This window comes from Acidovorax sp. DMC1, assembly GCF_056314325.1.
The window spans coordinates 1-22,689 of record NZ_JBQUYO010000006.1; the positions used below are offsets into that span (position 1 = coordinate 1).

Annotated in this window: 21 protein-coding genes; 10 read left to right on the plus strand and 11 right to left on the minus strand. The window is 66.5% G+C overall.

Features of this window, described 5'->3' with window-relative positions; genetic code table 11:
- Positions 1-446: 446 nt before the first annotated feature.
- Both ACT531_RS13555 and ACT531_RS13560 read left to right on the plus strand, forming a co-directional pair.
- The gene (locus ACT531_RS13555) at positions 447-1,340 is read left to right on the plus strand and encodes a hypothetical protein (protein WP_476017750.1); all 894 of its coding nucleotides are present in this window, start codon (positions 447-449) and stop codon (positions 1,338-1,340) included.
- The gene (locus ACT531_RS13560; RefSeq protein ID WP_476017751.1) at positions 1,337-3,631 is read left to right on the plus strand and encodes an ATP-dependent DNA helicase; all 2,295 of its coding nucleotides are present in this window, start codon (positions 1,337-1,339) and stop codon (positions 3,629-3,631) included. Before ACT531_RS13555 ends, ACT531_RS13560 begins: the two co-directional genes overlap by 4 nt.
- A gap of 245 nt (positions 3,632-3,876) precedes the next feature.
- Here ACT531_RS13560 and ACT531_RS13565 read toward each other — a convergent pair whose 3' ends face one another.
- Both ACT531_RS13565 and ACT531_RS13570 read right to left on the minus strand, forming a co-directional pair.
- Entirely contained in the window at positions 3,877-5,391 is a 1,515-nt protein-coding gene (locus ACT531_RS13565; protein ID WP_015013800.1) for a tripartite tricarboxylate transporter permease, read from the minus strand.
- A 10-nt stretch (positions 5,392-5,401) separates the two neighbouring features.
- Positions 5,402-5,824, minus strand: coding sequence for a tripartite tricarboxylate transporter TctB family protein (locus ACT531_RS13570; protein ID WP_476017752.1), 423 nt, complete (start codon positions 5,822-5,824; stop codon positions 5,402-5,404).
- Positions 5,825-5,976: 152 nt separating this feature from the next.
- Here ACT531_RS13570 and ACT531_RS13575 point away from each other — a divergent pair, with 152 nt between their 5' ends.
- From ACT531_RS13575 to ACT531_RS13590, 4 genes are all read left to right on the plus strand, one after another.
- Positions 5,977-6,675 carry a response regulator transcription factor gene (locus ACT531_RS13575; RefSeq protein WP_015013798.1) on the plus strand — a complete coding sequence of 233 codons (699 nt, stop codon included), beginning with the start codon at positions 5,977-5,979 and terminating at the stop codon, positions 6,673-6,675.
- Positions 6,656-8,146, plus strand: a complete 1,491-nt coding sequence (locus tag ACT531_RS13580) for a sensor histidine kinase (protein ID WP_476017753.1) — start codon at positions 6,656-6,658, stop codon at positions 8,144-8,146. The genes ACT531_RS13575 and ACT531_RS13580 overlap by 20 nt, the downstream gene beginning before the upstream one ends.
- Positions 8,143-8,898, plus strand: a complete 756-nt coding sequence (locus ACT531_RS13585) for a YkgJ family cysteine cluster protein (RefSeq protein WP_476017754.1) — start codon at positions 8,143-8,145, stop codon at positions 8,896-8,898. The genes ACT531_RS13580 and ACT531_RS13585 overlap by 4 nt, the downstream gene beginning before the upstream one ends.
- Before the next feature lie 119 nt (positions 8,899-9,017).
- Positions 9,018-9,554 carry a hypothetical protein gene (locus tag ACT531_RS13590; RefSeq protein WP_476017755.1) on the plus strand — a complete coding sequence of 179 codons (537 nt, stop codon included), beginning with the start codon at positions 9,018-9,020 and terminating at the stop codon, positions 9,552-9,554.
- Positions 9,555-9,770: 216 nt separating this feature from the next.
- On the opposite strand, the gene ACT531_RS13595 is transcribed toward ACT531_RS13590, so the two are convergent.
- Positions 9,771-10,172, minus strand: coding sequence for a nuclear transport factor 2 family protein (locus ACT531_RS13595; protein ID WP_476017756.1), 402 nt, complete (start codon positions 10,170-10,172; stop codon positions 9,771-9,773).
- Positions 10,169-11,179, minus strand: a complete 1,011-nt coding sequence (locus ACT531_RS13600) for a zinc-dependent alcohol dehydrogenase family protein (RefSeq protein WP_476017757.1) — start codon at positions 11,177-11,179, stop codon at positions 10,169-10,171. Before ACT531_RS13600 ends, ACT531_RS13595 begins: the two co-directional genes overlap by 4 nt.
- 109 nt (positions 11,180-11,288) lie before the next feature.
- On the opposite strand from ACT531_RS13600, the gene ACT531_RS13605 reads away from it, so the two are divergent.
- Positions 11,289-12,164 (plus strand): LysR family transcriptional regulator, encoded by an 876-nt coding sequence (locus ACT531_RS13605; RefSeq protein WP_476017758.1) that lies wholly within the window; start codon positions 11,289-11,291, stop codon positions 12,162-12,164.
- A 42-nt stretch (positions 12,165-12,206) separates the two neighbouring features.
- Here the strand turns inward: ACT531_RS13605 and ACT531_RS13610 are convergent, their stop codons facing one another.
- The gene (locus tag ACT531_RS13610; RefSeq protein ID WP_476017759.1) at positions 12,207-13,163 is read right to left on the minus strand and encodes a LysR family transcriptional regulator; all 957 of its coding nucleotides are present in this window, start codon (positions 13,161-13,163) and stop codon (positions 12,207-12,209) included.
- 175 nt (positions 13,164-13,338) lie between these two features.
- Between ACT531_RS13610 and ACT531_RS13615 the strand changes: the two genes are divergently transcribed.
- A complete protein-coding gene (locus tag ACT531_RS13615) occupies positions 13,339-14,979 on the plus strand; it encodes an argininosuccinate lyase (protein ID WP_476017760.1) in 1,641 nt (546 codons plus the stop codon).
- A gap of 30 nt (positions 14,980-15,009) precedes the next feature.
- Here the strand turns inward: ACT531_RS13615 and ACT531_RS13620 are convergent, their stop codons facing one another.
- Positions 15,010-15,420, minus strand: coding sequence for a hypothetical protein (locus ACT531_RS13620; RefSeq protein WP_110958946.1), 411 nt, complete (start codon positions 15,418-15,420; stop codon positions 15,010-15,012).
- 116 nt (positions 15,421-15,536) lie between these two features.
- Between ACT531_RS13620 and ACT531_RS13625 the strand changes: the two genes are divergently transcribed.
- Together ACT531_RS13625 and ACT531_RS13630 are read left to right on the plus strand one after the other, a co-directional pair.
- Positions 15,537-16,418, plus strand: a complete 882-nt coding sequence (locus ACT531_RS13625) for a LysR substrate-binding domain-containing protein (protein ID WP_476017761.1) — start codon at positions 15,537-15,539, stop codon at positions 16,416-16,418.
- A 491-nt stretch (positions 16,419-16,909) separates the two neighbouring features.
- Positions 16,910-17,281 carry an HPF/RaiA family ribosome-associated protein gene (locus ACT531_RS13630; protein WP_476017762.1) on the plus strand — a complete coding sequence of 124 codons (372 nt, stop codon included), beginning with the start codon at positions 16,910-16,912 and terminating at the stop codon, positions 17,279-17,281.
- 98 nt (positions 17,282-17,379) lie between these two features.
- Here the strand turns inward: ACT531_RS13630 and ACT531_RS13635 are convergent, their stop codons facing one another.
- The 5 genes from ACT531_RS13635 to ACT531_RS13655 all read right to left on the minus strand — a co-directional run bounded on the left by ACT531_RS13635 (position 17,380) and on the right by ACT531_RS13655 (position 22,687).
- The gene (locus tag ACT531_RS13635) at positions 17,380-18,333 is read right to left on the minus strand and encodes a CysB family HTH-type transcriptional regulator (RefSeq protein ID WP_295940758.1); all 954 of its coding nucleotides are present in this window, start codon (positions 18,331-18,333) and stop codon (positions 17,380-17,382) included.
- A gap of 194 nt (positions 18,334-18,527) precedes the next feature.
- Positions 18,528-19,877 (minus strand): sulfatase family protein, encoded by a 1,350-nt coding sequence (locus ACT531_RS13640; protein ID WP_476017763.1) that lies wholly within the window; start codon positions 19,875-19,877, stop codon positions 18,528-18,530.
- Positions 19,874-20,968 (minus strand): ABC transporter substrate-binding protein, encoded by a 1,095-nt coding sequence (locus ACT531_RS13645; RefSeq protein ID WP_476017764.1) that lies wholly within the window; start codon positions 20,966-20,968, stop codon positions 19,874-19,876. Before ACT531_RS13645 ends, ACT531_RS13640 begins: the two co-directional genes overlap by 4 nt.
- A gap of 36 nt (positions 20,969-21,004) precedes the next feature.
- Complete coding sequence (locus ACT531_RS13650) at positions 21,005-21,838, minus strand: ABC transporter ATP-binding protein (protein ID WP_476017765.1); 834 nt, start codon at positions 21,836-21,838, stop codon at positions 21,005-21,007.
- A gap of 45 nt (positions 21,839-21,883) precedes the next feature.
- On the minus strand, positions 21,884-22,687 hold the full coding sequence (locus ACT531_RS13655; protein WP_476017766.1) for an ABC transporter permease: 804 nt from the start codon (positions 22,685-22,687) through the stop codon (positions 21,884-21,886).
- Positions 22,688-22,689 lie beyond the last annotated feature (2 nt).

Sequence of the window (22,689 nt, forward strand, 5' to 3'; positions counted from 1 at the left end):
GGACAGTTTGACGCGGACGGGAAGATGGATGGGATCATCACGGACCCGGGGGCGCCGGGGCACATGGCGCTGTCGGTAGTGGGAATGGCGCCGGATATGCCTCACGGGTTCTGGTTCTGACCGGTCTGCAGCCACAACGTTTTGAATGATGAATACCAGACGGTCAGTGGCTGCGCTCCCTCCATCGCGTAGCAGTTTGCCCGAGGGCAGGCCAGAGCACCTTGCTGAAATCGCTGAGGAGGCTGCCAGCCACCGAGCTTGGAGAGACTGGGATGAACTCAGAGGGGCGACAAAATTGCTCTCAATTTTGTAGCTAATGGCGCTTATTGAAAAAGCGGCAAGAGCCAATTTCGCTCCTACATCACATTGGTTTTTTCTTCTCTCCAAGAAGTCGCGCCCGTTAGATACTGTGATTAAAATCAGTATTCAACCAGCCCCACCTCTCTATGACGGAGCTGACCTCCCCCACTTCGGACTTACCACGCTCCGCTCCGATCACCCGCTTTCACCGTACGCGCCTGATGCAGATCTGGCGCTCGGCGGGGTGGCCATGCCAGGATGGGTTGGAGATTGACCTGCTGGCAGCGGGCCTCATCAGTCTGCACATTGCGCCGGATGGTTGTGAAACCTTGCGCCTCACCGACGAAGGCATCCGTACCCTGGCGCAGGCCCGCCAGCGCAGCGTGCGGGCGCTGAGCCTGCACGACAGGCTGGGGCAAAAATTTGCGACGCAGTTGCAGGCCTCGGGCCGCATTGTGTGGACAGAGCTTTCATTGCGCGCGGTGATCGACAGCGTGCCGGTGGGGGATGGGGTGCCGCCTGCGGCCACAGCTGGTGCGCCCGCCAACACCACACCCGCGATGGCTCCGCTGTGGGCCGAGGATGACCACGCCCCCGCAGCCCGCGCCGCCGCCAACGTGTGGCGCATGGCACGGCCCGATCTTTTTTCTGTGCGCAACACCTCCGTGCCCGCCTACCTGCAGCCCATGGTGCATGAGGTGAAGGCGAGCCGGGCCGACCTGCTGTCGGACCTGCGGCACGACGCCAAGCGGCAGGCCTACCAGTGGCTGTGCGAGGAGTGTTACTACGTCTTTCCGGCCGGCATTGCCGAACCTGATGAGATCCCCGAGCACTTCGGCATCTGGGTGCTGCACGGCAGCGTGGAAGACGGACGCTTTGAGCTACTGCGCCCTGCCAGGCACAACCGCTGCACCTTGCCCTTTTCGGTGTGGATGGCGTTGTGCAAGGCCACACCGCTGCGCAGTGAGGAAGACCCGGCCCAGGCGCATTTGGGTGAAGCGTCCGCTCCCGCCATCGACAGCCCCCACTCCGCGCCATGACCTACACCGTGGCGGTGCGCGAGCTGTGCGAGTTCACCGCCAAGCAGGGCGACCTGGACCTGCGCTTTACGCCCGCGCCCACCGCGCTGGAGGGCATCGCAGGCCATGCTGTGGCTGCATCGCGCCGAGGCGCGGGCTACCGCGCTGAAGTTTCGCTGAGTGGCAGCTACCAGAGCCTGCGTGTGCGCGGCCGGGCCGATGGCTATGACCCAGCGCAGCAGCGCATCGACGAAGTCAAGACCTTCAAGGGACGGCTGGACCGCCAGCCTGCATCACACCGCCACTTGCACTGGGCGCAGGCCAAGGTGTATGGCTGGCTGCTGTGTGAGCAAGAGCAACTGGAGCAGATCGACGTGGCCTTGGTGTACCTGGACGTGGGCACGCAGCAGGAGACGGTGTTTACCGAGCGCTGCAGCGCCGATGACCTACGCCAGCACTTCGAGACGCAGTGCCAGCGCTTCATTGCCTGGGCCGAACAGCAGGTGGACCACCGTGCCGCGCGCGATACGGCTCTGAATGCGCTGGCGTTTCCGTTTGGTGGCTTTCGCACGGGCCAGCGCCCGCTGGCCGAGGCCGTGTACAAGGCCGCAGTGGCGGGCCGCTGCCTGTTGGCCCAAGCGCCCACGGGTATTGGCAAGACCATGGGCACGCTGTTCCCACTGCTCAAGGCCGCACCTGCGCAGCGCATCGACAAGGTGTTCTTCCTGGCCGCCAAAACGTCGGGGCGGCAGATGGCACTGGATGCGCTGGCGCGCCTGGCCGACAGCGCACAGGCGCTGCCCCTGCGTGTGCTAGAGCTGGTGGCGCGCGACAAGGCGTGCGAACACCCCAACAAGGCCTGCCACGGCGAATCCTGCCCGCTGGCCCGGGGCTTTTACGACCGGCTGCCTGCCGCCCGCGCTGCCGCCGTGGCCCCCGCCAGTGCAGGCAACCCCGCGCCCGTCCTGCAACGAGCCCGTGTGCGCGACGTAGCCCTGCAGCATGACGTCTGCCCCTACTACCTGAGCCAGGAACTGGCCCGCTGGGCCGATGTGGTGGTGGGTGACTACAACTATTACTTTGACCTGGGCGGGCTGCTGCACGGCCTGGCCCAGGCCAACCAGTGGCGCACGGCGCTGCTGGTGGACGAGGCCCACAACCTGGTGGAGCGCGGCCGCAAGATGTTCACCGCCGAGCTGCACCCCGCCGCCTTGGCCCAGGCCCGCAGCAGCCCCACCGCTGCGCAGCACGCGCCGGTGAAGAAGGCGCTGAACAAGGTGCTCCGCGCCTGGGTGGCGCTGAACAAGGCGCACCCAGCCCGGTACACGGTGCTCGAAACCTTCCCCGACAAGCTGCTGGCCGCGCTGCAGCAGTGCACCACCACCCTCACCGAACACTTCACAGACCACCCCACGGAGCCGGATAGCGCGCTGCAAACCTTCTATTTCGACGCCCTGCACCTGCAGCGCATGGCCGACCTGCTGGATGCGCATTCGATGGTGGACATCACCCAGGCCACCCACCGCCACGCCCCCAAGCCCGGCGATTCCGTGGTCTGCATCCGCAACGTGGTGCCCGCACCCTTTCTGCAACCGCGCCTCGCTGCGGCACACACCAGCACCTTGTTCTCGGCCACGCTGCAGCCTGCGCGCTACTACGCCGACCTGCTGGGCCTGCCCGACGATCATGTGTGGGTGGACGTGGAATCGCCCTTTGCCGCGCACCAGCTGCAGGTGCAGGTGGCGCGCCACATTTCCACGCGCTACCCGCACCGCGCGGCGTCCCTCGCGCCCATCGCGGCGCTGATGGCGCAGCAGTTTCGCGAGCGGCCCGGCAACTACCTGGCGTTTTTCAGCAGCTATGACTACCTGCAGCAGGCTGCCGCACTGTTTGCGCAGCAGCACCCCGAGGTGCCGCACTGGTGCCAGTCGCGCCGCATGCTGGAGGGCGAGCAGCGCGATTTTCTGGCGCGCTTTACCGACAGCAGCCAGGGCATTGCCTTTGCGGTGCTGGGCGGCGCGTTTGCCGAGGGCATCGACCTGCCAGGCAAGCGGTTGATTGGCGCCTTTCTGGCCACGCTGGGCCTGCCGCAGGTCAACCCCGTCAACGAGCAGATCCGCGAGCGCATGCAGGCGCTGTTTGGCGCGGGCTACGACTACACCTACCTCTACCCCGGCCTGCAAAAGGTGGTGCAGGCCGCAGGCCGCGTGATCCGCACGCCCAGCGACGAGGGCGTGGTGCACCTGATGGACGACCGGTTTGCGCAGGCCCAGGTGCGTGCGCTGCTGCCTGCATGGTGGCAGGTGGACTGAGAGGCTAAGAGGCTGAGAGTCTTTTGCCTATGCCCGCCTTGCACGCCACAACACCGCTGCTCGTCGTTGCAAATGCGCGCCATAGCCCGAGCTATGGCTGTGCTTTGCGCCTCGATCAGCGGTGTTATGGCGCACCTTTCGGGCACTGGCAAAAAACTCTCAGCCTCTGAGCCAAAAAAAGGCCGGTCACCCAGTGGGGACCGGCCTTGCAAAGGCCGCCATGGCGGCACACAGAGAGTCAATCGTCAGGAGGCAACGGGCTCCGCCACCGCCAGTTCCTTCGCCTTGCCACGCTGGCGGAAGAACGACACCGTCTGCCACAGGATGAACGCAGCGATCAGGCTGATCAGCGTGCCGCTGATGGGGCGGTTGATGAACACTTCAAAGCTGCCGCGCGACAGCAGCATGGAGCGGCGGAAGTTCTCTTCGAGCATGGGGCCCAGGATGAAGCCCAGCATCAGCGGTGAAGGGTCCATCTCCAGCCGCATGAACAGATAGCCCAGCGCACCAAACGCCACCGTGATGAACACGTCGTCCAGGTTGTTGTTGATGCTGTAGGTGCCGATGCAGCAGAAGAACAGGATGGCCGGGAACAACACGTTGTACGGAATCTTGAACACTGACAGCCAGTAGCGCACCAGCGGCACGTTCAGCACCAGCAGGAAGCAGTTGCCGATCCACATGCTGGCTACCAGGCCCCAGAACAGTTCGGGGTGGCCGGCAATCATGTTGGGGCCAGGCTGGATGCCCTTGATGATGAACGCGGCCATCATCAGCGCCATCACGGCGTTCTCGGGGATACCGATGCTCATCAGCGGGATGAAGCTGGTGCGTGCAGCCGCTTCGTCAGCCGCAGCCTGGCCGGCCACGCCTTCGATGCAGCCGGTGCCGATTTCATCGCGGTATTTGCTGACCTTCTTGTCCAGCGCATAGGCAGCAAACTGGGCAATCACAGGGCCGCCACCGGGCAGGATGCCCAGGATGGAGCCCACCACGCTGCCACGCAGCGCGCTGGGGATGATGCGCTTGAACTCGGGCCAGGTGGGCATGAGCTTGATCTTGCCGTTGAAGGGCGAGCGCTCTTCGCGCGAGTCGAGGTTCTTGGCGATTTCGGCAATGCCGAAGCAGCCCAGCGCAATGCTCACAATGCCCACGCCGTCGGCCAGGAAGGGAGCGTCCCACGTGAAGCGGGCCAGGCCACTGTTCACGTCGGTGCCGATAGAGCCCAGCAGCACACCCACCATGCACATGGCCAGGCCATTGAGCAGGCTGCCCGTGGTCACAAAGCTCACGCATACAAAGCCCACCAGCATCAGCGCGCAGTAGTCGGCAGGGCCAAACAAGAAGGCCACCTCGCCCAGGCTGGGCGCCAGGAACGCCAGCACCACGATGGCTACCGTGCCCCCGATGAAGCTGGAGAAGCCGGCGGTGAACAGGGCCAGCCCCGTTTTCCCTTTCAACGTCATCGCATACCCGTCGATACACGCCACGATACTGCTGGCGTGCGGGATCTTCATGGTGATGGCGCTCACGCTGTCACCGTATTGCGCACCGTAGTAGATACCGGCCAGCATGATGAGCGCGCCGGTGGTGTCGATGGAGTAGGTCAGCGGCAGCAGCAGGCTGATGGTGGCCAGCGGGCCCAGGCCCGGCAGCAGGCCCACCAGGGTACCCACGGTGCAGCCCAGGGCGCAGAACATCAGGTTCTGCAGCGTCAGTGCGTGGCTGAAGCCAAACGCAAGGTTGTTCAAAACTTCCATGGCGGTGACCTCAGTACAGCGGCAGGCTCACGCCCAGCAGCTTTTGGAATGCAAACGCAATGCCGACCAGCACCGCAGCGATCTTCAGGTTGCGCTTCCACGAGTACGACGTACCCGCAAAGCCCGAGCAGAACACCAGAAACACGATGCCGGCGATCATGTTCACAAAGTGCGACAGTGCCGCAAAGCCGCACAAGCTGCCCAGGATGATGACGATGTTGCGCACCTGAAAGTCCATGGGCACAGGCGCCACCAGGCGCGCGCGCACCACGGTGATGACCCCGATCACAAACAGCATGCAGCTGACGATGAACGGGAACATGCCCGGCCCGGCGCGGCCGAGCGTCCCCAGCGAATAGCTCAGGGACGGCAGGCCGAAGCCCAGCGCCAGAGCCATGAGGGCGAAGCCTCTGAGTAGATTGCGGTTGATCATGAAAAGGTTGTCTCCTGATAGGCTTGACGACCCCATCCGGCGGTGCAAATGGCGCGCAGGGCTGGGGTATGCTGACGGGCAGACTATCCCCATCGAACCTGATCGCAGGCTGATCTTGGCCATGCGTAATTTCACGTAGAACCCCGACCTCCATGCGCCTCCTCCTGGTGGAAGACGACCCGGTGCTCAGCCGCACCATGGCCCAAGGCCTCGAAAACGCGGGCCACCGTGTCGAGCTGGCCCATACCGTCGAAGAAGCCCAGCACTGGTGGGCCGTACAGGCTTTCGACGCCGTGCTGCTGGACCTGAACCTGCCGCATGCCGCCCACGCACGCAGCGGCCTGGGCAGCGGCCTGACAGCCCTGCGCGCCGCCCGTGCGCGCGGCGACCGCACCCCGGTGCTGGTGCTCAGCGCCCGCGACAGCACCGAGGAGCGCATCGCCGGGCTGGACGCTGGCGCCGACGACTACCTGGGCAAGCCCTACGAACTCAAAGAGGTGGAAGCCCGCCTGCGCGCTCTGCTGCGACGCGCGAGTGGCACCGCCGACATCGTCACCGTGGGCCAACTGGTGCTGGACCGCCAGGCGCGCCGCGTCAGCGTGGCCGGGCAGCCGCTGGAGCTGCCCGCGCGCGAGTTTGACCTGCTGTGGGAGTTGATGACCCCACCCGGCCGCGTACTGAGCAAGGGCGACCTGTCCTCGCGCCTGTCGGACGGCGGCGAGGTAGTGGGCGAGAACGCGCTGGAGGCGTCGTTCTCCCGCCTGCGGCGCAAGATTGCCGGCAGCGGCGCGGCCATCCGCACGCTGCGCGGGCTGGGCTACGTGCTAGAGGATGACGTTGGCCAGCCCTGAACCCGGCACCGCACCGCTGCACCCGCAGCCGCCCGACCTGCGCCAGCGCATAGGCCGGCGCGTGCTGCTGTCGCTGGTGCTGATCTGGGGGCTGGGCAGCACCGTGGTGCTGGGCGTGGGCAACCACTTTGTGGCCGAGGCGTTTGACCGCGCCTTGCTGGACGACGCCCACGCACTGGCGGCCCATGTGCGCGGCGGCCAGGCGGCTGACCCACCAGGCACCCCGCTGCAGCTCGACCTGACCCCGCGCGAGGTGGGCCTGCTGCGTTTTGACCAGAGCGAAACCGTGTGGTTTGCGGTGTATGCCGCCGACGGCAGTTTCATCGCTGGCGACTCGCACCTGGCGCCGGGCGTGGTGGCGGCGGGCAGCAGCCACGCGTTTTCGCACCTCTCGCAAGACGGGCGCGAGATGCGGCGCGCCACCTTGCAGATTGCAGGGCCACCATCGTTCGCCGTCGTCATCGCGCAGACCACGGCCGAGCGTACGCAGCTGCTGCGCAGGCTGCTGGTGTACTCGGGCCTCGCCCAGCTGTGGCTGCTGGTGGTGCTGGGGTCGTGGCTGCTGCGTGGCATCGAGCGCGACCTGCACCCGCTGGGGGCGCTGCAAGACGCCATGGACCAGCGCGACGCCGCCGACCTGCAACCCCTGCCGCCAGCGCTGACGCAGCAGGCCAGCACCAGCGACGTGCAACGCCTGGGTGTGGCCCTGGACGGCTTGCTGGCACGCGTGCAGCAAAGCCTGCATGCGCAGCGCGAGTTTGCGGGCAATGTGGCGCATGAGCTGCGCACGCCGCTCGCTGGCATCCGCGCCCAGGCCGCCCACGCGCTGGCGCACAACGACCCTGCCGTGTGGCGCAGCGAAATCGAAGGCATCGCCCAGGCCGAACAGCGCGCCAGCCGCACCGTGGACCAGTTGCTGGCCCTGGCCCGCGCGGCCGAGGGCGGCATTGCACTGACCTTGCAGCCCTTGGCCCTGCATGCCCTGGTGCGCGACGTGCTGCTGCGCTACCTGCCCCGCGCCGATGCGCTGGGGGTGGACCTGGGCGCCGAGGGCCTGGACCAGGCCGTGGTGGTGCGGGGCAATATCGCGCTGGTGGAAGGCATCCTGAACAACCTGCTGGACAACGCGCTGCGCTACGGGCGCGGCACGCCGCCCCACATCACCGTGGCGCTGCACACCGAGCCAGGCTTTGGCGTACTGCGCGTGACCGACAACGGCCCCGGCGTGGACGCAGCGCTGGCGCAGCAGCTGCAACAGCGCTGGGCGCAGGGTGACCAGGGCCAGCGCCTGGGCCAGGGCGCGGGGCTGGGCCTGGCCATCGTGGCGAGGTACGTGCAGTTGATGGAAGGACGGCTGGAGCTGGCGGCCGCCAGCGACACGGGGGACGGGTCAGGCCTTGCGGCCAGCGTGTGGCTGCCGCTGGCGCCCAGCGCGTCGGCCCCCTCCAGCGCGCCCCCCACATCTCCATGACGAGCCCGACCGACTCAGCGCTGACCGAGGCCGAGCAAGCGGCCTTTCTGCAGTCCATCGCCCGCGTGCGCAGCGCGGCCGGGCGGGCCCTGCGGGCAGCGCAGGCCAATACCGTGCAGGGTGCCACCGGCCAGGCCCCCGAGGTCGCCGAGGCCACCGAACCCGCCGCCCAGGCTGCCGTCGATTTCATTGCACAACTGCACCAGGGCCTGGACACCGTGGCCAAACAGGCCCGCGCCAAAGGCCCCAAGCCAGCGTGCCAGGCAGGCTGCGCCCACTGCTGCCACCTGCGCGTGGAAGCGACCGACCCCGAGGTGCTGCACATTGCCCAGCACCTGCAGACGCTGCCCAGCGCAGACCAGGCCGCAACCCTGCTGCGTCTGCAGCAGCATGTGGCGGCGGCAAGCGTGGGCACCACGCGCCAGCCCTGCAGCTTTCTCGTCCATGACCGGTGCGCCATTTACAGCGTGCGCCCCGCCTCCTGCCGCAAGGCGCATTCCTTGTCGGCTGCGCACTGTGCAGAGCAGTCGCCCACCATCCCGCAGAACCTGCGCCTGCTGGTGGACGCCGAAGCACTGATGACGGGCACCGCCCTGGCCTACCGCGACCAGCCCCTGCCCGCCAGCGCCCACGAACTCAACGCCGCCGTGCTGGCAGCGCTGGATGGCACAGCGTCGCCCCCAGCTGGCGCCCTGCTGCGCTGGTACCGGGGTGATGACGGCGCGCTGGCCCTGCGCGGCACGCCGCCGTAAAAGCCTGTGCGCCTTGATTTCCGTCAAGACCCGCCGCAGCCAGCCGCCCACAATGCAGCCAGCCCGCAGCAGACTGGTCGTGCGGCCAAACTGCGCAACGAACCACCGCCTTACGCCCGATGACCCAGCCCCCAATCCGCTCCCGCGCCCTCCTCCAGCTGGCAGCCGCTGCCGCAGTGGTGGCGGGCCTCGCAGGCTGCAGCAAGCCCGAAGCCACCGGCCCCGCCACCACCAGCTTCGATGCCATCACCACCGCATGCACCCAGTTCCTGGCCGCACGGCAACCCCATGTACTGCCCGGCGCAGCGGGCGACTGGACCCTGACCGGTTACAGCCCCGCGCTGGTCCAGCCCGATGTCACACGCACCGAATCCACCGTGACGCCTTATGTGGGCAAGCTCGTCATCAAGGACAACGAGGCGCAGGCCCACGCACCGACGCAAGCCGCTGCCCAGGCCATCACCCTCACCCCCGCGCACCTGCTGTCCAACCGCACGCACACCTTCATCTACAGCTTTGACGGCACCCAATGGCGCTGGCAAAACGGCCAGCGGCTGACGAAGATACCGGGGCAGAACGACCGGCTGGAGGCCGTGACGCTGGCGGATGTCTCAGCAGCAGGGCCCAGGGGGTTTGCGGGGTGCCTGCCGCGCTGAGTCGCATCAAAATGCTCTCTTTTCGATAGCTGCCAGGGCATGATTCACTAGCGCTTGAGGCTGTTTTCGCTCATATTCCGCTTCAACACAGCCCAAAGCCGCCTCATGCAACCCGGTGCAGCCCGGTGCAGCCTGGCGTCGTACGCCAGCCCTGAGGGTCGCCGCGTAGCCAAGCCAACCACACCGCTCATTCCAGGTCGGCATTCAGCCGAGCGATCAAGCCCTGCGCATCCACGGAGATGTCCAGGTTGCCGATCTCATGACCAATTCCCCCGTGAAGTCCACCCGCACCCTCGCGCGCTGCGGCCTGATGCGTTGCATCGACAGGAACCGGGTCACCGTCTGGTAGCCAACGAAGTACTGTTCTACATAGCGGCGTATTCCGGCATGACCATCAAAAAGTTGGCCCGTGGAGGGGTCGTCGATCACGGCGTCATGCGCAAAAATGCCGAGCACCTGCTCCACCGCAAACGCATTGGTGGCGGCGATCAACGCATCGGCCACGCGCCGCAGGTGTTCGTGCGTGGGGTCCATCGCGCCAAACCGCAGGCCTGCTGCATCGCCCCTGCTGGCTGGCGCGCTGTCGCTTTCTGCCAAAGTCTGACGCGGCTTGCTCATGGCAGCACGCTCACCACCACCTTGCCACGGGCGCGGCCCTCGGCGACCAGGGCGTGGGCGGCTTCCGCCGTATCCAGCGCGAAGCTGGTCGGGTCGAGCAACGGCACAAGCTGCCCCGCTTCCGCAAGGGTGGTGGCCTGCTCCATGATCTCGCCATGGTGTTCGCGAAACTCTCCCGTGAGGATGGGAAGCAGTGTGAAAACGCCCGAGAAGGTCGCGCCCCGGAACGACAGGGGCGCCAGCTTGTGGGTGCCCCAGCCCAGCGACGTCACCACATGGCCCGAGTAGCGGCGGACGGCCACAAACGACGCATCCAGCACCGGCCCACCCACGGTGTCGTAAACAATATCAAAGCCCTGGCCGTCGGTGAAAGCGTTGACATACGCCTCGACCGAGGTCATTTCATAGTCGATGGGCGTCGCGCCCAGAGACCGGATGTAACCGGCCTGCGCCGCCGTGCCCGTGGCGAACACCTCGGCACCCCGGGCGCGGGCCAGCTGCACGGCCACATGGCCCACGCCACCGGCGCCGCCGTGCACCAGCACCTTGTGCCCGCTGCGCACGTTGGCGCGGTCCACCAGGCCCTCCCAGGCGGTGATGAAGACCAGCGGCAAGGCCGCTGCCTGGCGCATGGTCAGCCGGCCTGGCTTGTGCGCCAGCAGCCGGGCATCCACCGCAGCGTATTGCGCCAGGCTGCCTTGCAGCCCGCCGATGCCACCGGTAAAGCCATACACCGCATCCCCCACCTTGAAGCCAGAAACGCCCTGCCCCACCTCCTCCACCACGCCGGCGAGGTCCATGCCCAAAACGGCGGGCAGTGGTTGCTGGGCGTGCTCGGCGGCGCCGGCGCGGATCTTGGTGTCCAGCGGGTTCACGCCGCTGGCGTGGATGCGGACAAGCACCTGGCCCGCAGCGGCCTGCGGCCGGGGCAGCCAGGTAGAGGTCAATGCGCCGTTGGGGGCTGCGAGCACCAGGGCCTGCATGGTGGGGGCGGTAGGGGTGGACATGGCGTTTTCCTTCGTGGGGTTGAACAGTGCCGCCAGTTTTCACTTTTCTCTTTTGAATGAAAAGCCACAAGATTGAAACCTCTCCATTCACTTTTGTATGATGCAGCCGATGAACTGGGATGACGTACAGGTGTTCTTGGCCATTGCCCGGCACGGCACGCTGGGTGCCGCAGGCCGCGCCCTCCAACAAAGCCAGCCCACCATGGGCCGCAGGCTGAAGGCGCTGGAGCATTCTTTGGACCACACCCTGTTCCAGCGGACCTCCGAGGGCTTTGTCTTGACCGACGAGGGCGCCGCCGTGCTGCGCCACGCCGAGGGCATGGAGGCGCAGGCGCTGTCGTTCTCCCGCCAGCTGGATGGCGCGGACCAGCAGCTGGAAGGCGCGCTGCGGGTATCGACCTCTGACTGGTTTGGCCTGCATGTGCTGGCGCCGCTGTGCGCAGCGTTCACCCACCACCACCCCCGCGTCAGCATCGAACTCCTGACCGATGCACGCCTCTTCAGCCTGGCGCGCCGCGAGGCGGATCTGGTGGCACGCATTGTTCCTTTTGACGAGCCCGATGTCATACAGCGCAGGCTGATGCATGTGCCCTACGCGCTGTACATGCAGCGCGGCGCGGACATGCCCACAGACGGTGCGGACGTTCGCCTCGTCACCATGGACCTGGGCTTCAGCGAGATGCCGGACGCGGCCTGGCTGCGCGAGGCCTTTCCATCGGCGCGCATCGCTTTCCGCAGTAACAACCGGCACGTGCAGGCCGTTGCCTGCGCATCCGGAGCGGGCCTGGCCGTGCTGCCCTGCCCCTTGGGGGATTCACACCCTGGCCTGCAAAGGCTGGAAAGTACCCCGGCCCCACCAGGGCGCGACGTGTGGCTGGGTTACCACCAGGACCTGCGCAGGGTGCCGCGACTGCGCGCGCTGGTGGAGATGCTGATGCAAGCGCTGAGCCCTGCCCAGAGCGATGCCGGCGACCAGGGCGGCTGACACAGCGCTGGTCGCGCCGCCGCAGCGTTTGGCTGACTGTCGTTAGTGACGCAGCCCGCCCCCAACGGCCAGCACATGCGTGATGAAGCTTTGACTCGGGTGGGTCTGGTGCGCCAGCACCTCCGCCTTGGCGAGGACGCCCAGGGGCCCCACCGCCTGCGAGTTCCACGGCAACACCGCCAGCTCCCCGCGTTGAACCAGCGGCCGCACCAGACTTGCGGGCGCGCAAGCCAGCATGTCGCTGTCGGCCAGCATGGCGTACATGATCTCCGTGGAGCGGCTCGACACGCGGCACAGCTCGGGCACGCCACCCAGTTCATCGAAGAGGCTCTCCACCTGCTGGGGGCCCAGCCCGGTCAGGGGTGGGGCCAGCCAGCGCTGCGCCAGCAGCTCTGCGGCCGTGACGGTGGACTGCCGGGTCAGAGGGTGCTGGGGGCGGCACACCACCACAAACCCGTCCTGCAGCGCCGCACGAAACCCAAACCCTTGCGGCAGCGGGGTCGGCTCCCGGCAGATGGCCAGGTCCAGCGTGCCTTCCTGAATGCTCTCCAGCAAATTGTCGATCGTGACCTCGTGCACATCGATGGCGGCATCGGGATGCGCGGCGACGTAGGTCGGGATGGCCGCCGTGAGCAGGCCGTTGATGCCCGCCGCGATGCTGCCGATGCGGATCAGTGCGGACGCAGCGCCCTGCTGCATCAGCGCGGCATTGCCTGCTGCCGCCTGCAGAGGGACCAGTGATGCGCGCAACAGCGGTAGCACCGCCTCTCCCAGGCGAGTCAAGCGCATGCCCTTGGAATGCCGCTCGAACAGCGGCCCGCCCAGGGAGCTTTCCAGTTCGACCAGCGCATGGGTCGCGGCGGGCTGGCTCAGGCCGATGGAGGAAGCCGCCCGGTGCAGGCTTTGCAGGTCGGCAATCGCAATGGCCAGCTGCAGGTGCTTGAGGCGCACTCGACCGAGGATGCGGTTGAACAGGACGGAAGGCGTCAAATCTGGCATGGGCTATTCAGAAATTGAATTCACTTGAAAAACAAGCATTGGCCTTGCAGCGCCTGCTGTGGAAATATTCAGAAGCTGGCACGGACAAAGTCGGCGCCAAGCACATTCAATTAACGAATCTTATTCCCGCACCAGCCCGCCGCCGGCTGCGCGGGATGCCAGGAGACAAACCACCATGCCATCACCTCAGCGCCAGCCCCTGCGCACCAGCACCTTGCGCCCCACCCGCGTCCTGCTCGCTCCGGTCGTGAGTGCCATCCTGACCATGGGCCACGCACAAGCTGCAGACACCCTGGACACCGCCTGCAAGACCACGGCCGAATGCCAGGCGCAGGTCGCCAAGATCCAGGGCACGGTCAAGGGCGATGCCACCAGCGCGTTGTCCAAGTCGCAGGACACCTTCTACTGGTTTGGCCGCATCAACATGGCATCGACCGTGGTCAACGTGGAGCAAGGCATCATCCCCAAAGCCCAGGCAGGCCGCATTGCGCGTGGCGTGGAACTGTCGATCACGCAGGCGACGGCCCCGGGCGGCAAGCGCCCCACCGATGTGCTGCAGGTCGAAAAAATCATCACCGACGCCGTGGGCCCCGAGGCCACGCTGATCCACACCGGGCGCAGCCGCCAGGACATCCACTCCACCCTGAACGCTGCGCAGTTGCGCCTGGAGATACTGGACTTTGCCGATGCCCTGGACCAGGTGCGCGCACGACTCATCACCATCGCCCAGGCACACACCGCCACCTATGTGCCCGCCTACACCAACGGCGTGCAGGCCATGCCCATCAGCTATGGGCACTACCTGATGGCGTTTGCCGATTCGTTTGCGCGCGACTCGGCACGCATCCGCGAGGCCTACGCGCGCATCAACCTCAGCCCCATGGGCACAGCCGTGCTGGCCAACTCCAGCTGGAGCATCAACCGCGAGCGCCTGGCACAGCTGCTGGGGTTTGACGGGCTCATCGTCAACTCGCTGGATGCGGGGCAGATCAGCACGTATGACATCCCTATCGAAGCCACATCCATCGCCAGCTCCACGGCCATCCGCGTGGGCGCGTTGATGCAGGATGTGCACACCCAGTACCACCAGACGCGGCCGTGGCTGCTGCTGGCCAGCGGCAAGACCTACACCAGCAGCGCCATGCCGCAAAAGGCCAACCCCGGCATCATCCAGAACACCCGCGCCAAGGCGAGCGACGTGGTGGCGTCGGCCCAGGCATCGCTGTGGCGCGCCCATAACGTCACGCCCGGCATGATCGACTACAAGAACACCTGGAGCCCCGGCAGCGCCAAAACCTTCGTCCAGGGCGTGGAAATGCTGCAGCAGTTGGCTGATGTCCTGGACTCGCTGCGCATCGACCCGGCCCGCGCACTGGACGAACTGGAATCCGAATGGACCACATCGATGGAGTTGGCCGAAACCCTGCAGCGCACCCATGCCATTCCGTTCCGGGTGGGTCACCACTTTGCGTCGGACGTGGTGGTGTACGCCAAGGAACGCAACATCCGGCCCAAGGACTTTCCGTACGCCGAGGCCATCCGCATCTACCGCGAGGCCGGCAAAAAGTACGACATCAAGGACCAGCGCCTGCCGCTGACGGAGAAGGAATTCCGCCGCGCCCTGTCCCCCGCCGAGATGGTGCTGACGCGCACCGGCACAGGCGGCCCCCAGCCCCAGGAGGTCGCGCGCATGGTGGCCGCCGCCAAGGACACGCTGGCCAAGGACCGCGCCTGGTCAGCCGAAGCCCGGCAGCGCCTGCTGACCGCAGAGGCCGCGCTGAACGCGGCGTTTGAGGGCGTGAAGTCGCTGCCCTGACGCTCTCGCCGGGCGCCCGGGTGCCCCCACTCAGCGGGCCAACGCGGGCTGCGGGGTGCCGGGGCCACCGCCACGGCGTTGGGCCAGTGCGATGAGGATGTGAATGCCGGCCGCCAGTGCCACCAGCACCACGGCACCCAGCCCCCACAGCGCCCAGGCCAGGAAGGTCACCGCGCCAGCCAGAGCAGGCACCGCCTCCAGCACGGCCTGAACGATGGGACCTGCGGAGGAGACCAGAGCCTCCCACTGGCCCATCAGTTCCGGGGGCATCCAGGCCTTGAGCCAGGCGGGCATCAAGATCACGTCCGCCACCGCGCTGCCCCCTGCCAGGGCGCCCGCGCTGGACACTACCCACACGGTGACTGCATGCAGGGCCCAGCACGCCAGCGACCACAGGGCCAGCAAGGCCAATGAGAGAAACCAGTTGATTGCGTAGAACATGCAAAACCTCCTTGAGTTGCGCAATGGGCAAGCGGTCAGTATGGGCAAACCGGCATGACATAGACACCAGCCCGGGCCGCACCTAGCATTCGGTTTTTTCGAACCTGAGGCCGTGCATGCTGAACTACCGCCACCTGTACTACTTCTGGATGGTTGCCAAGGAAGGCGGCTTTGCCCGGGCTGCAGACCGGCTGGAGATGGCCGTGCAGACCATCAGCGCACAGGTGCGGGACCTGGAGAAGTCGCTGGGCCACCAGCTTCTCAAGCCCTCGGGGCGCGGTGTGGCGCTGACCGAAGCCGGGCAGGCCGCGTTCACCCGGGCCGAAGAGATTTTTCAACTGGGTCAATACATTGAAGAAGAAGTTCGTGAGGCTGCCACGGCCCGTGTGGCGCGGTTGTCTGTGGGGCTGTCGGACGGCATCTCCAAACTGGCGGCCCATGCGCTGCTGGAGCCGGTGCTGGCAACGCCCCATCTGCGGCTGGTGTGCCACGAGGGAGAGTCAGACGAACTGCTGTCCGAGCTGGCCCTGCACCAGCTGGACGTGGTGCTGGCCGGGCAGGCAGCGCCGCGCATCCCACAGCAACGCCTGACCAGCGAACGCATCGCGCGCTCGCCGCTGCAGTGGTACGGACCGGCGTCGCTGGTCAAGAAGGCAGCGCGCGACCACTTTCCCCAGTCACTCCAAGACTTGCCAGTGCTGCTGCCCACACACCACGCGCCGTTGCGTGCCACGCTGGATGCGTGGTTTCAAGACCTGGGTCTGCAACCGCGCGTGGTGGGCGAGTTTGAGGACAGCGCCTTGCTGGCCGTGTTTGCAGCGCGGGGGCTGGGCGTGTTTCCGGTCAGCCGCCTGGGGGCGCAAGACGTGGGGCTGGTGCGAGGCCTGCGCCTGCTGGGCGATTGCCCTGCGCTTTTTGAGGAGGTGCACGCCATCTGGTCGCGCAGAGGTCAGCACCACCCGCTGGTGCGGCAGATGGTGGAGGCGTCTGCGCGGTAGGCGGCAGTACCAAAGCAGCCCTGCTTGTATCGCGTGGGAGCAAGCTGCAGGAGCAGCCGAGGCCGCCCTGCCCGTCCGCCTAGCGGCGATAGCGTGAACGCGGCTGCAAGCCGTCCCGGTACTGCGTCTGGACCCGTAGCGGCACCGGAACGCGCCGCAGCGCGGGCGCTGGCCCAACGGCAACACGAGACAGCCAGCGCGCGAGACGCTGGCGCAGAGTAGCAATGAGCGAAGGGATGGCAGACGAGAGATTCATGGATAGCTCCTTGTAGCGGTCGTTAGCAAGTGAACAGGAGCCTTGAATCTGCAGCCCCGCATCGCCATCAAAAAGCAGGTTTTCTCTTGGCCTGGCATCCAAAAATACGAAGCTTCGCGCCAGGAGTCGGGCGCACCGAATGCACAGGATTTTCAAGCGCATCACGCAGATAAAGCCTGCTGGCTGGCCGCGCCCCTGCGGGCTACGGTGTCACCTTCAACCCAGGAGATTGCCCATGCAGATTCTTGTCAGAACCCATCACCCCGAAGCAGCGCAACTGCGTGAGACGGTGGACCGCCGCGTGCGCTTTGCCTTCCGGCGGCTGAATGCCCTGGTGCCCCGTGCAGACATCAAGCTGGATGACATCAACGGCCCCCGTGGCGGTGCGGACAAGCGCTGTCAGATTGCCCTGCACACCGATGGCGCAGGCCCGGTGGTGGTGTCGTCTGTGGCCAGGGACTGGCGCTGTGCGCTGGACGAAGCCCTGGCCAGTGCGGCACGCCATCTGCTGCGTGCCTGGCGCCGCCAGGCCACGCCCCGCCGGCCGCGCCGCCGCGACCGCATGGCGGGTGCTGAACACTCTGGCGCCACAGAGCAACCGACCTGAAAGGTCACGGCCGCTCCATGGAGCGGAAGGCCTGTGCAATACGCGGAAGCGGGTCGCCCTGCCGCTCACCGGCAGGTGCGGTGCCCATCACCCAGCCATCACTCCCCCAGAAGGCTCCCGAGCTCAGCGCCCTGTGCCACGGCCTTTTGCACCACATCGCGGGTGAGCGTGGGTACAAAGCTTTCAATGAACTGGTAGGCATACCCGCGCAGCCAGGCGCCACGCCGCAGGCCCAGGCGGGTGAGATTGACCTCGAACAGATGGCCCGCGTCGATGAGCCGCAGGTGGCGGTCGCGCTCTTCATCGACCGCGATGGACGCGACGATGCCCACGCCCATGTCCAGCTCCACGTAGGTCTTGATCACGTCGGCGTCCATGGCGGTGAGCACGATGTCGGGCGCAATGCCTTCGCGCGCAAAGGCCTCGTCGATGTGCGCGCGGCCGGTGTAGCCCAGCTCGTAGGTGATGATGGGGTATTGCGCCAGCTGCTCCAGCGTCACCGGGCCGGGCAGGTCCAGCAGGCGGTGGCCCGGAGGCACCACGATGCTATGCGTCCAGCGGTAGCACGGCAGCGTGACCAGGGCGTCATAGCCAGCCAGGGCCTCGGTGGCCACGCCGATGTCGGCCTCGCCAGACAGCAGCATCTCTGCCACCTGGCGCGGCGAGCCCTGGTGCAGGTGCAGCGATACCTGCGGGAACAAGGCCCGAAAGTCGCGCACCACCTGGGGCAGTGCATACCGCGCCTGCGAATGTGTGGCCGCCACCGACAGGCGCCCTTGCGCGCTATCGCTGAAGTCCTGGCCAGCGCGCCTGAGGTTGTCGGCCTCCAGCAGCAGGCGCTCTACCGTGGGCAGCAGCACTTCGCCAGGCGGTGTCAGGCCCGTGAGGCGCTTGCCCGCCCGTACAAAAATCTCCACGCCCAGCTCTTCCTCCAGCTCGCGGATCTGGCGACTCACCCCGGGTTGAGAGGTGTGCAGGATGTGGGCCACTTCGGTCAGGTTGAAGCCCCGCCGCACGGTTTCGCGCACGGAGCGCAGTTGCTGAAAGTTCATGAATGAAAAGCCGGTCCCACAATGTCCCTGTGACTGCCTCCTGCCAAGGCCCGTACTGGTGACGATCCCTTTCGCACGAAGCCATAGCGGCCATCGGGCAGTGGGCTCGTAGATACTATATCTTTGATAGCATCAAGCACATATTCCACTATCGCATCAGTCACTTTTCTTTGGTTTTCTGTCACACAGAGGCCTCACATGCCCCGTTGGCTCAGGTCGGGCACATAGCGGTCGGCCTGGATGTCGGGCGACAGGCCGTGGGTGATGACCTCGTCGGTGATGGGCAGGAACTGCGCGTTCCACTGCTCCCACGCCGTGCGCAATCGGTCGAACACTTCGGGGTGTTTGTCGCGCAGGTTGGCGCGCTCCAGCGTGTCGGCTTCCACGTCGAACAGAAACTCGTTGTCGTTGATGCGCAGGTACTTGAAGCGGCCCTCGCGCACCGCCCGCTGGCGCTGCGACTTGTAACGCCAGAACAGCGTGCGCGGGTGTGCGGGCGCATCGCCCAGCAGCACGGGCAGGATGTTCTCGCCGTCCGGCGGGTAGTCAGCCGCAGGTGCCACGCCTGCGGCGGCCAGCAGCGTGGGCAGCCAGTCCATGGTGGCGGTGACCTGGTCGCTCACCTGCGGCGCGATGCGCGCGGGCCAGCGCAGCAATGTGGGCACGCGGATGCCACCCTCCAGCAGCTCGGTCTTCTGGCCGGTGAAGGGCCAGGTCTTGGAAAAGCGCTCGCCGCCGTTGTCGCTGGTGAAGACGACGATGGTGTTGTCGGCCAAGCCTTGCGCCTTGAGTGCGTCCAGCACCTGGCCCACCGCCTTGTCCAGCGAGCGCACCATGCGCGCGTAGGTGGCCAGGTTGCCGCCGTCGTAGTGAAACAGGTCCTTCAGGCCCAGCGATATTTCTTCGTCCTCCGGCCCCACCCAAGGCCAGTGCGGCGCGGTGAAGTGCAGCGAAAGGAAGAACGGCTTGGCCACGCTGCGCTCACCGATCCATTGCGTCGCCTCATCGGCCAGGAGCTGGGTGTAGTAGCCCACGCGCTCCACGGGCACTTCGCCTTCGTACAAATCGCGCGCCACGGCATCGCCCACGCCGGGCTTGTGCGTGAAGTAGTCGATGGCCCCGCCGTAGTTGCCAAAGAAGCGGTCGTAACCGCTCTTGAGCGGCCCGAATGTGGGCAGGCTGCCCAGGTGCCATTTGCCGATGAGGGCCGTGTCGTAGCCCGCATCGCGCAGCAGCGACGGCAGCGTGGGGTGCTCGGGCGGCAGGCCGTGCACATGGGCCTTGCGCACCAGGGGTTCCTCCAGCCCGCCGCGCAGGCGGTACTGGTAGCGCCCGGTGATCAGCGCAAAGCGCGTGGCCGAGCACACGGCCGAGTTGGCATAGGCCTGCGTGAAGCGCACGCCCTCGCCCGCCAGCGCATCGAGGTGTGGCGTGGTGAAGTCGGCCTGGCCGTACACGCTCAGGTCGGCCCAGCCCAGGTCGTCGGCCAGGATAAAGACGATGTTGGGCGCTTGCGCTGAGGTGTTGGTGGCAGCGGTGCTCATGCCGCCCCCTTGGCCTTGCCAGCGGCATCGGTCTCACGCCACTGCTTGTCGAGCTTGAGGTCCTTGACGGCCTGCTGCACAAACGCGGGCTGGAACCAGGCCTTCACGTCAAACGTCTGGCGCACCAGCCCCAGCTTGACGCCGTCATCCAGCACGCCCTGGTAACCGGCGATGAAGCCCTCGTCGAGCAGCGGCGAATACCGGGCGTTCAGGTTGTCGCCCGCGAGCTCTTCGCGGAACGACAGCTCCGGGTTGCCGCTGTTGTCGGCATACAGTTTGATGAGAGCCTCGCGGTTGCCCTCTTGCGATGACCAGTGGGCGGCGCGCACCAGCTGCGTCACCAGGCGCTGGGTGAGCTGCGGGTTTTGCGCAGCGAAATCCTCGGTGGCCAGAATGCCGGAGTTGATGGTGTAGTCCGCCCCCCGGCCCTTGGTGCTCAGCGCAATCTGCGCGCCCTGCGCCTTGAGCAGGAACAGGTCCGAGCCGCCAAAGGTAGCGTCGATCTGCCCGGCCACCACGGCAGCCTTGGACGTGGGCCAGTCCATGTTGATGAGCTTCACGTCTTTTTCGGTCAGGCCCGCCGTGGCCAGCAGGTTGTCGAACGTGCGCTGGTAGGCCGTGCCCTTGAGCACCGTGACCTTCTTGCCCTTGAGGTCGGCCACGGTCTTGATGCTCACGCCCGGCGCCGTGGCCAGGTAGCTGTTACTGCCCCGCCCCGTGGCCGCGATGAAGCGGGTGGGCAGGCCACGCGCGCGGCCGATGACGGCCGCCAGGTCGCCCAGCGAGACGACATCCAGCTGCTTGGCCGACAGCGCCTCGTGCACGGCCGGGCCCGCGCCGCGAAAGAAGTTCCACTCGATCTTGATGCCGTCCTTGGCAAATTCATCTTCGAGCCACTTGTTGGCCTGCAGCACCGCAACCACGCTGCCGCCGGGCGAAGGCTTGCCGGCGGTGCCCAGGTCGGGCGATCCGATGCGGATGACCTTGGCAGGCGACTGGGCGCGCAGCACCAGAGGGGCGGCCAATGTGACAGCGCTAGCCACCAGCAGCGAGCGGCGCGTGGAGAAAACAGAGGAGTTTTTTGGTGTCATGGGAATCTCGGGAATCAGAAAAGGGAGAACAAAAAATCAAACGGCAAACTGCCACTGCGCAGCGGGTGCCAGCTGCTCGCCGCGCTTGAGCGGCGGCTCGGCCAGGTCGGCCGCAGGGTGGCCCGCAAACTCGCGCAGCACGCTGTCCTTGATGGCGGTGAACGCGTGCGATGTCCGCTCGCGCGGATGGGGCAAGCCCACGGGCACAGTGCGGCGGATGCGGCCGGGGCGCGGCTCCATCACCACCACGCGGTCGCCCAGGTACACGGCCTCTTCCACGTCGTGCGTCACCAAAATCATGGTGATGCCCTCTTGCTGCCATATGCGGTGCAGCTCCTGCTGCAGGTGGGCGCGGGTCATAGCATCGAGCGCGCCAAAGGGCTCGTCCAGCAGCAGGATGTCGGGCCGGTTGACCAGCGCCCGCGCAATCGCCACGCGCTGCGACATGCCGCCCGAGAGCTGGTGCGGGTAGGCGGTCTCAAACCCCTGCAGCCCCACCAGCGCAATGTGCTCACGCACAGTGGCGCGCTGCTGGCCTTCGGTCAGGCTGGAGTTGAGCAGGCCCAGCGCCACGTTTTTCTCGACCGTGAGCCAGGGGAACAGGCGGTGCTCCTGGAACACGATGCCCCGGTTGAGGCTGGTGCCCGCAATGCGCTGGCCGTTGAGCAATATCTCGCCCTGGTAGTCGCCCTCCAGCCCGATGACTAACCGTAGCAGCGTGGACTTGCCGCAGCCACTCGACCCCACGATGCTCACGAACTCGCCGGGCTCGATGGTGAGGTTGATGTCTTGCAGCACAGGCAGGGCTTCGCCCTTGACCTCGTACTGCTTGTTCAGGCCGCGAATGGCCAGGGTGCCGGCGTGTGCCATGTTGATTTCCTTGTGTTCGTATGCGTATGCGATGCGTTAGCGGCATCAGTACCTGGCGACAGTGCGGTCGCGCCAAGCCAGCAGGCGCTTCTCCAGCGCGGCCAGCAGCGCGTTCAGTGCAAAGCCCACCAGGCCCACCACCACCACGCCAAACAGCACCAGGTCCATCCAGAAGTGTTCGCGCCCGTCGATCAGCGTGTTGCCAATGCCCTTGCCCGAGGCCAACAGGTATTCGGCCCCCAGCGTGGCCAGCCAGCTGTAGATCAGCGAGAGCTGGATGCCGGTGAACAGAGAGGGCGCGGCCGCAGGTGCCACCACGCGGCGCAGCGTTTGCCACACGCTGAACTCGTACACGCGGGCCACCTCCAGGTATTCGCGCGGCACGCTGCGCAGGCCCTCCAGCGTGTTGAGCACCACGGGGAAAAACGCCGCCATGGCAATGAAGGCCACCTTGGCGGCATCGCCCAGGCCAAACCACATCGACAGCATCGGAATCCACGCAAACAGCGAGATCTGCTTGAGCGTGTGGAAGGTGGGCCCCACCAGCCGCTCGGCCCAGCGCGACCAGCCCAGCAGCGCCCCCACCGCCAGCCCGACGCTGGCGCCAATGCCAAAGCCCCAGGCCATGCGCCACAGGCTGGCCGACAAGGCCACCCACAGCTCGCCGCTGACCACCTGGCCCACGCCGCGCTGCCACACGGCCAGCGGCGATACCAGCAAGGGCGAATCGGACGCCCCTGAGGCCACCACCGCCCACCACACGGCCAGGATCAGCACAGGCAGCACCCAGCCCCGCAGGCGTGGGGGCACTTTGTGGAACAGGTTGCGTTGCACGTTCAGAGAAGACATTC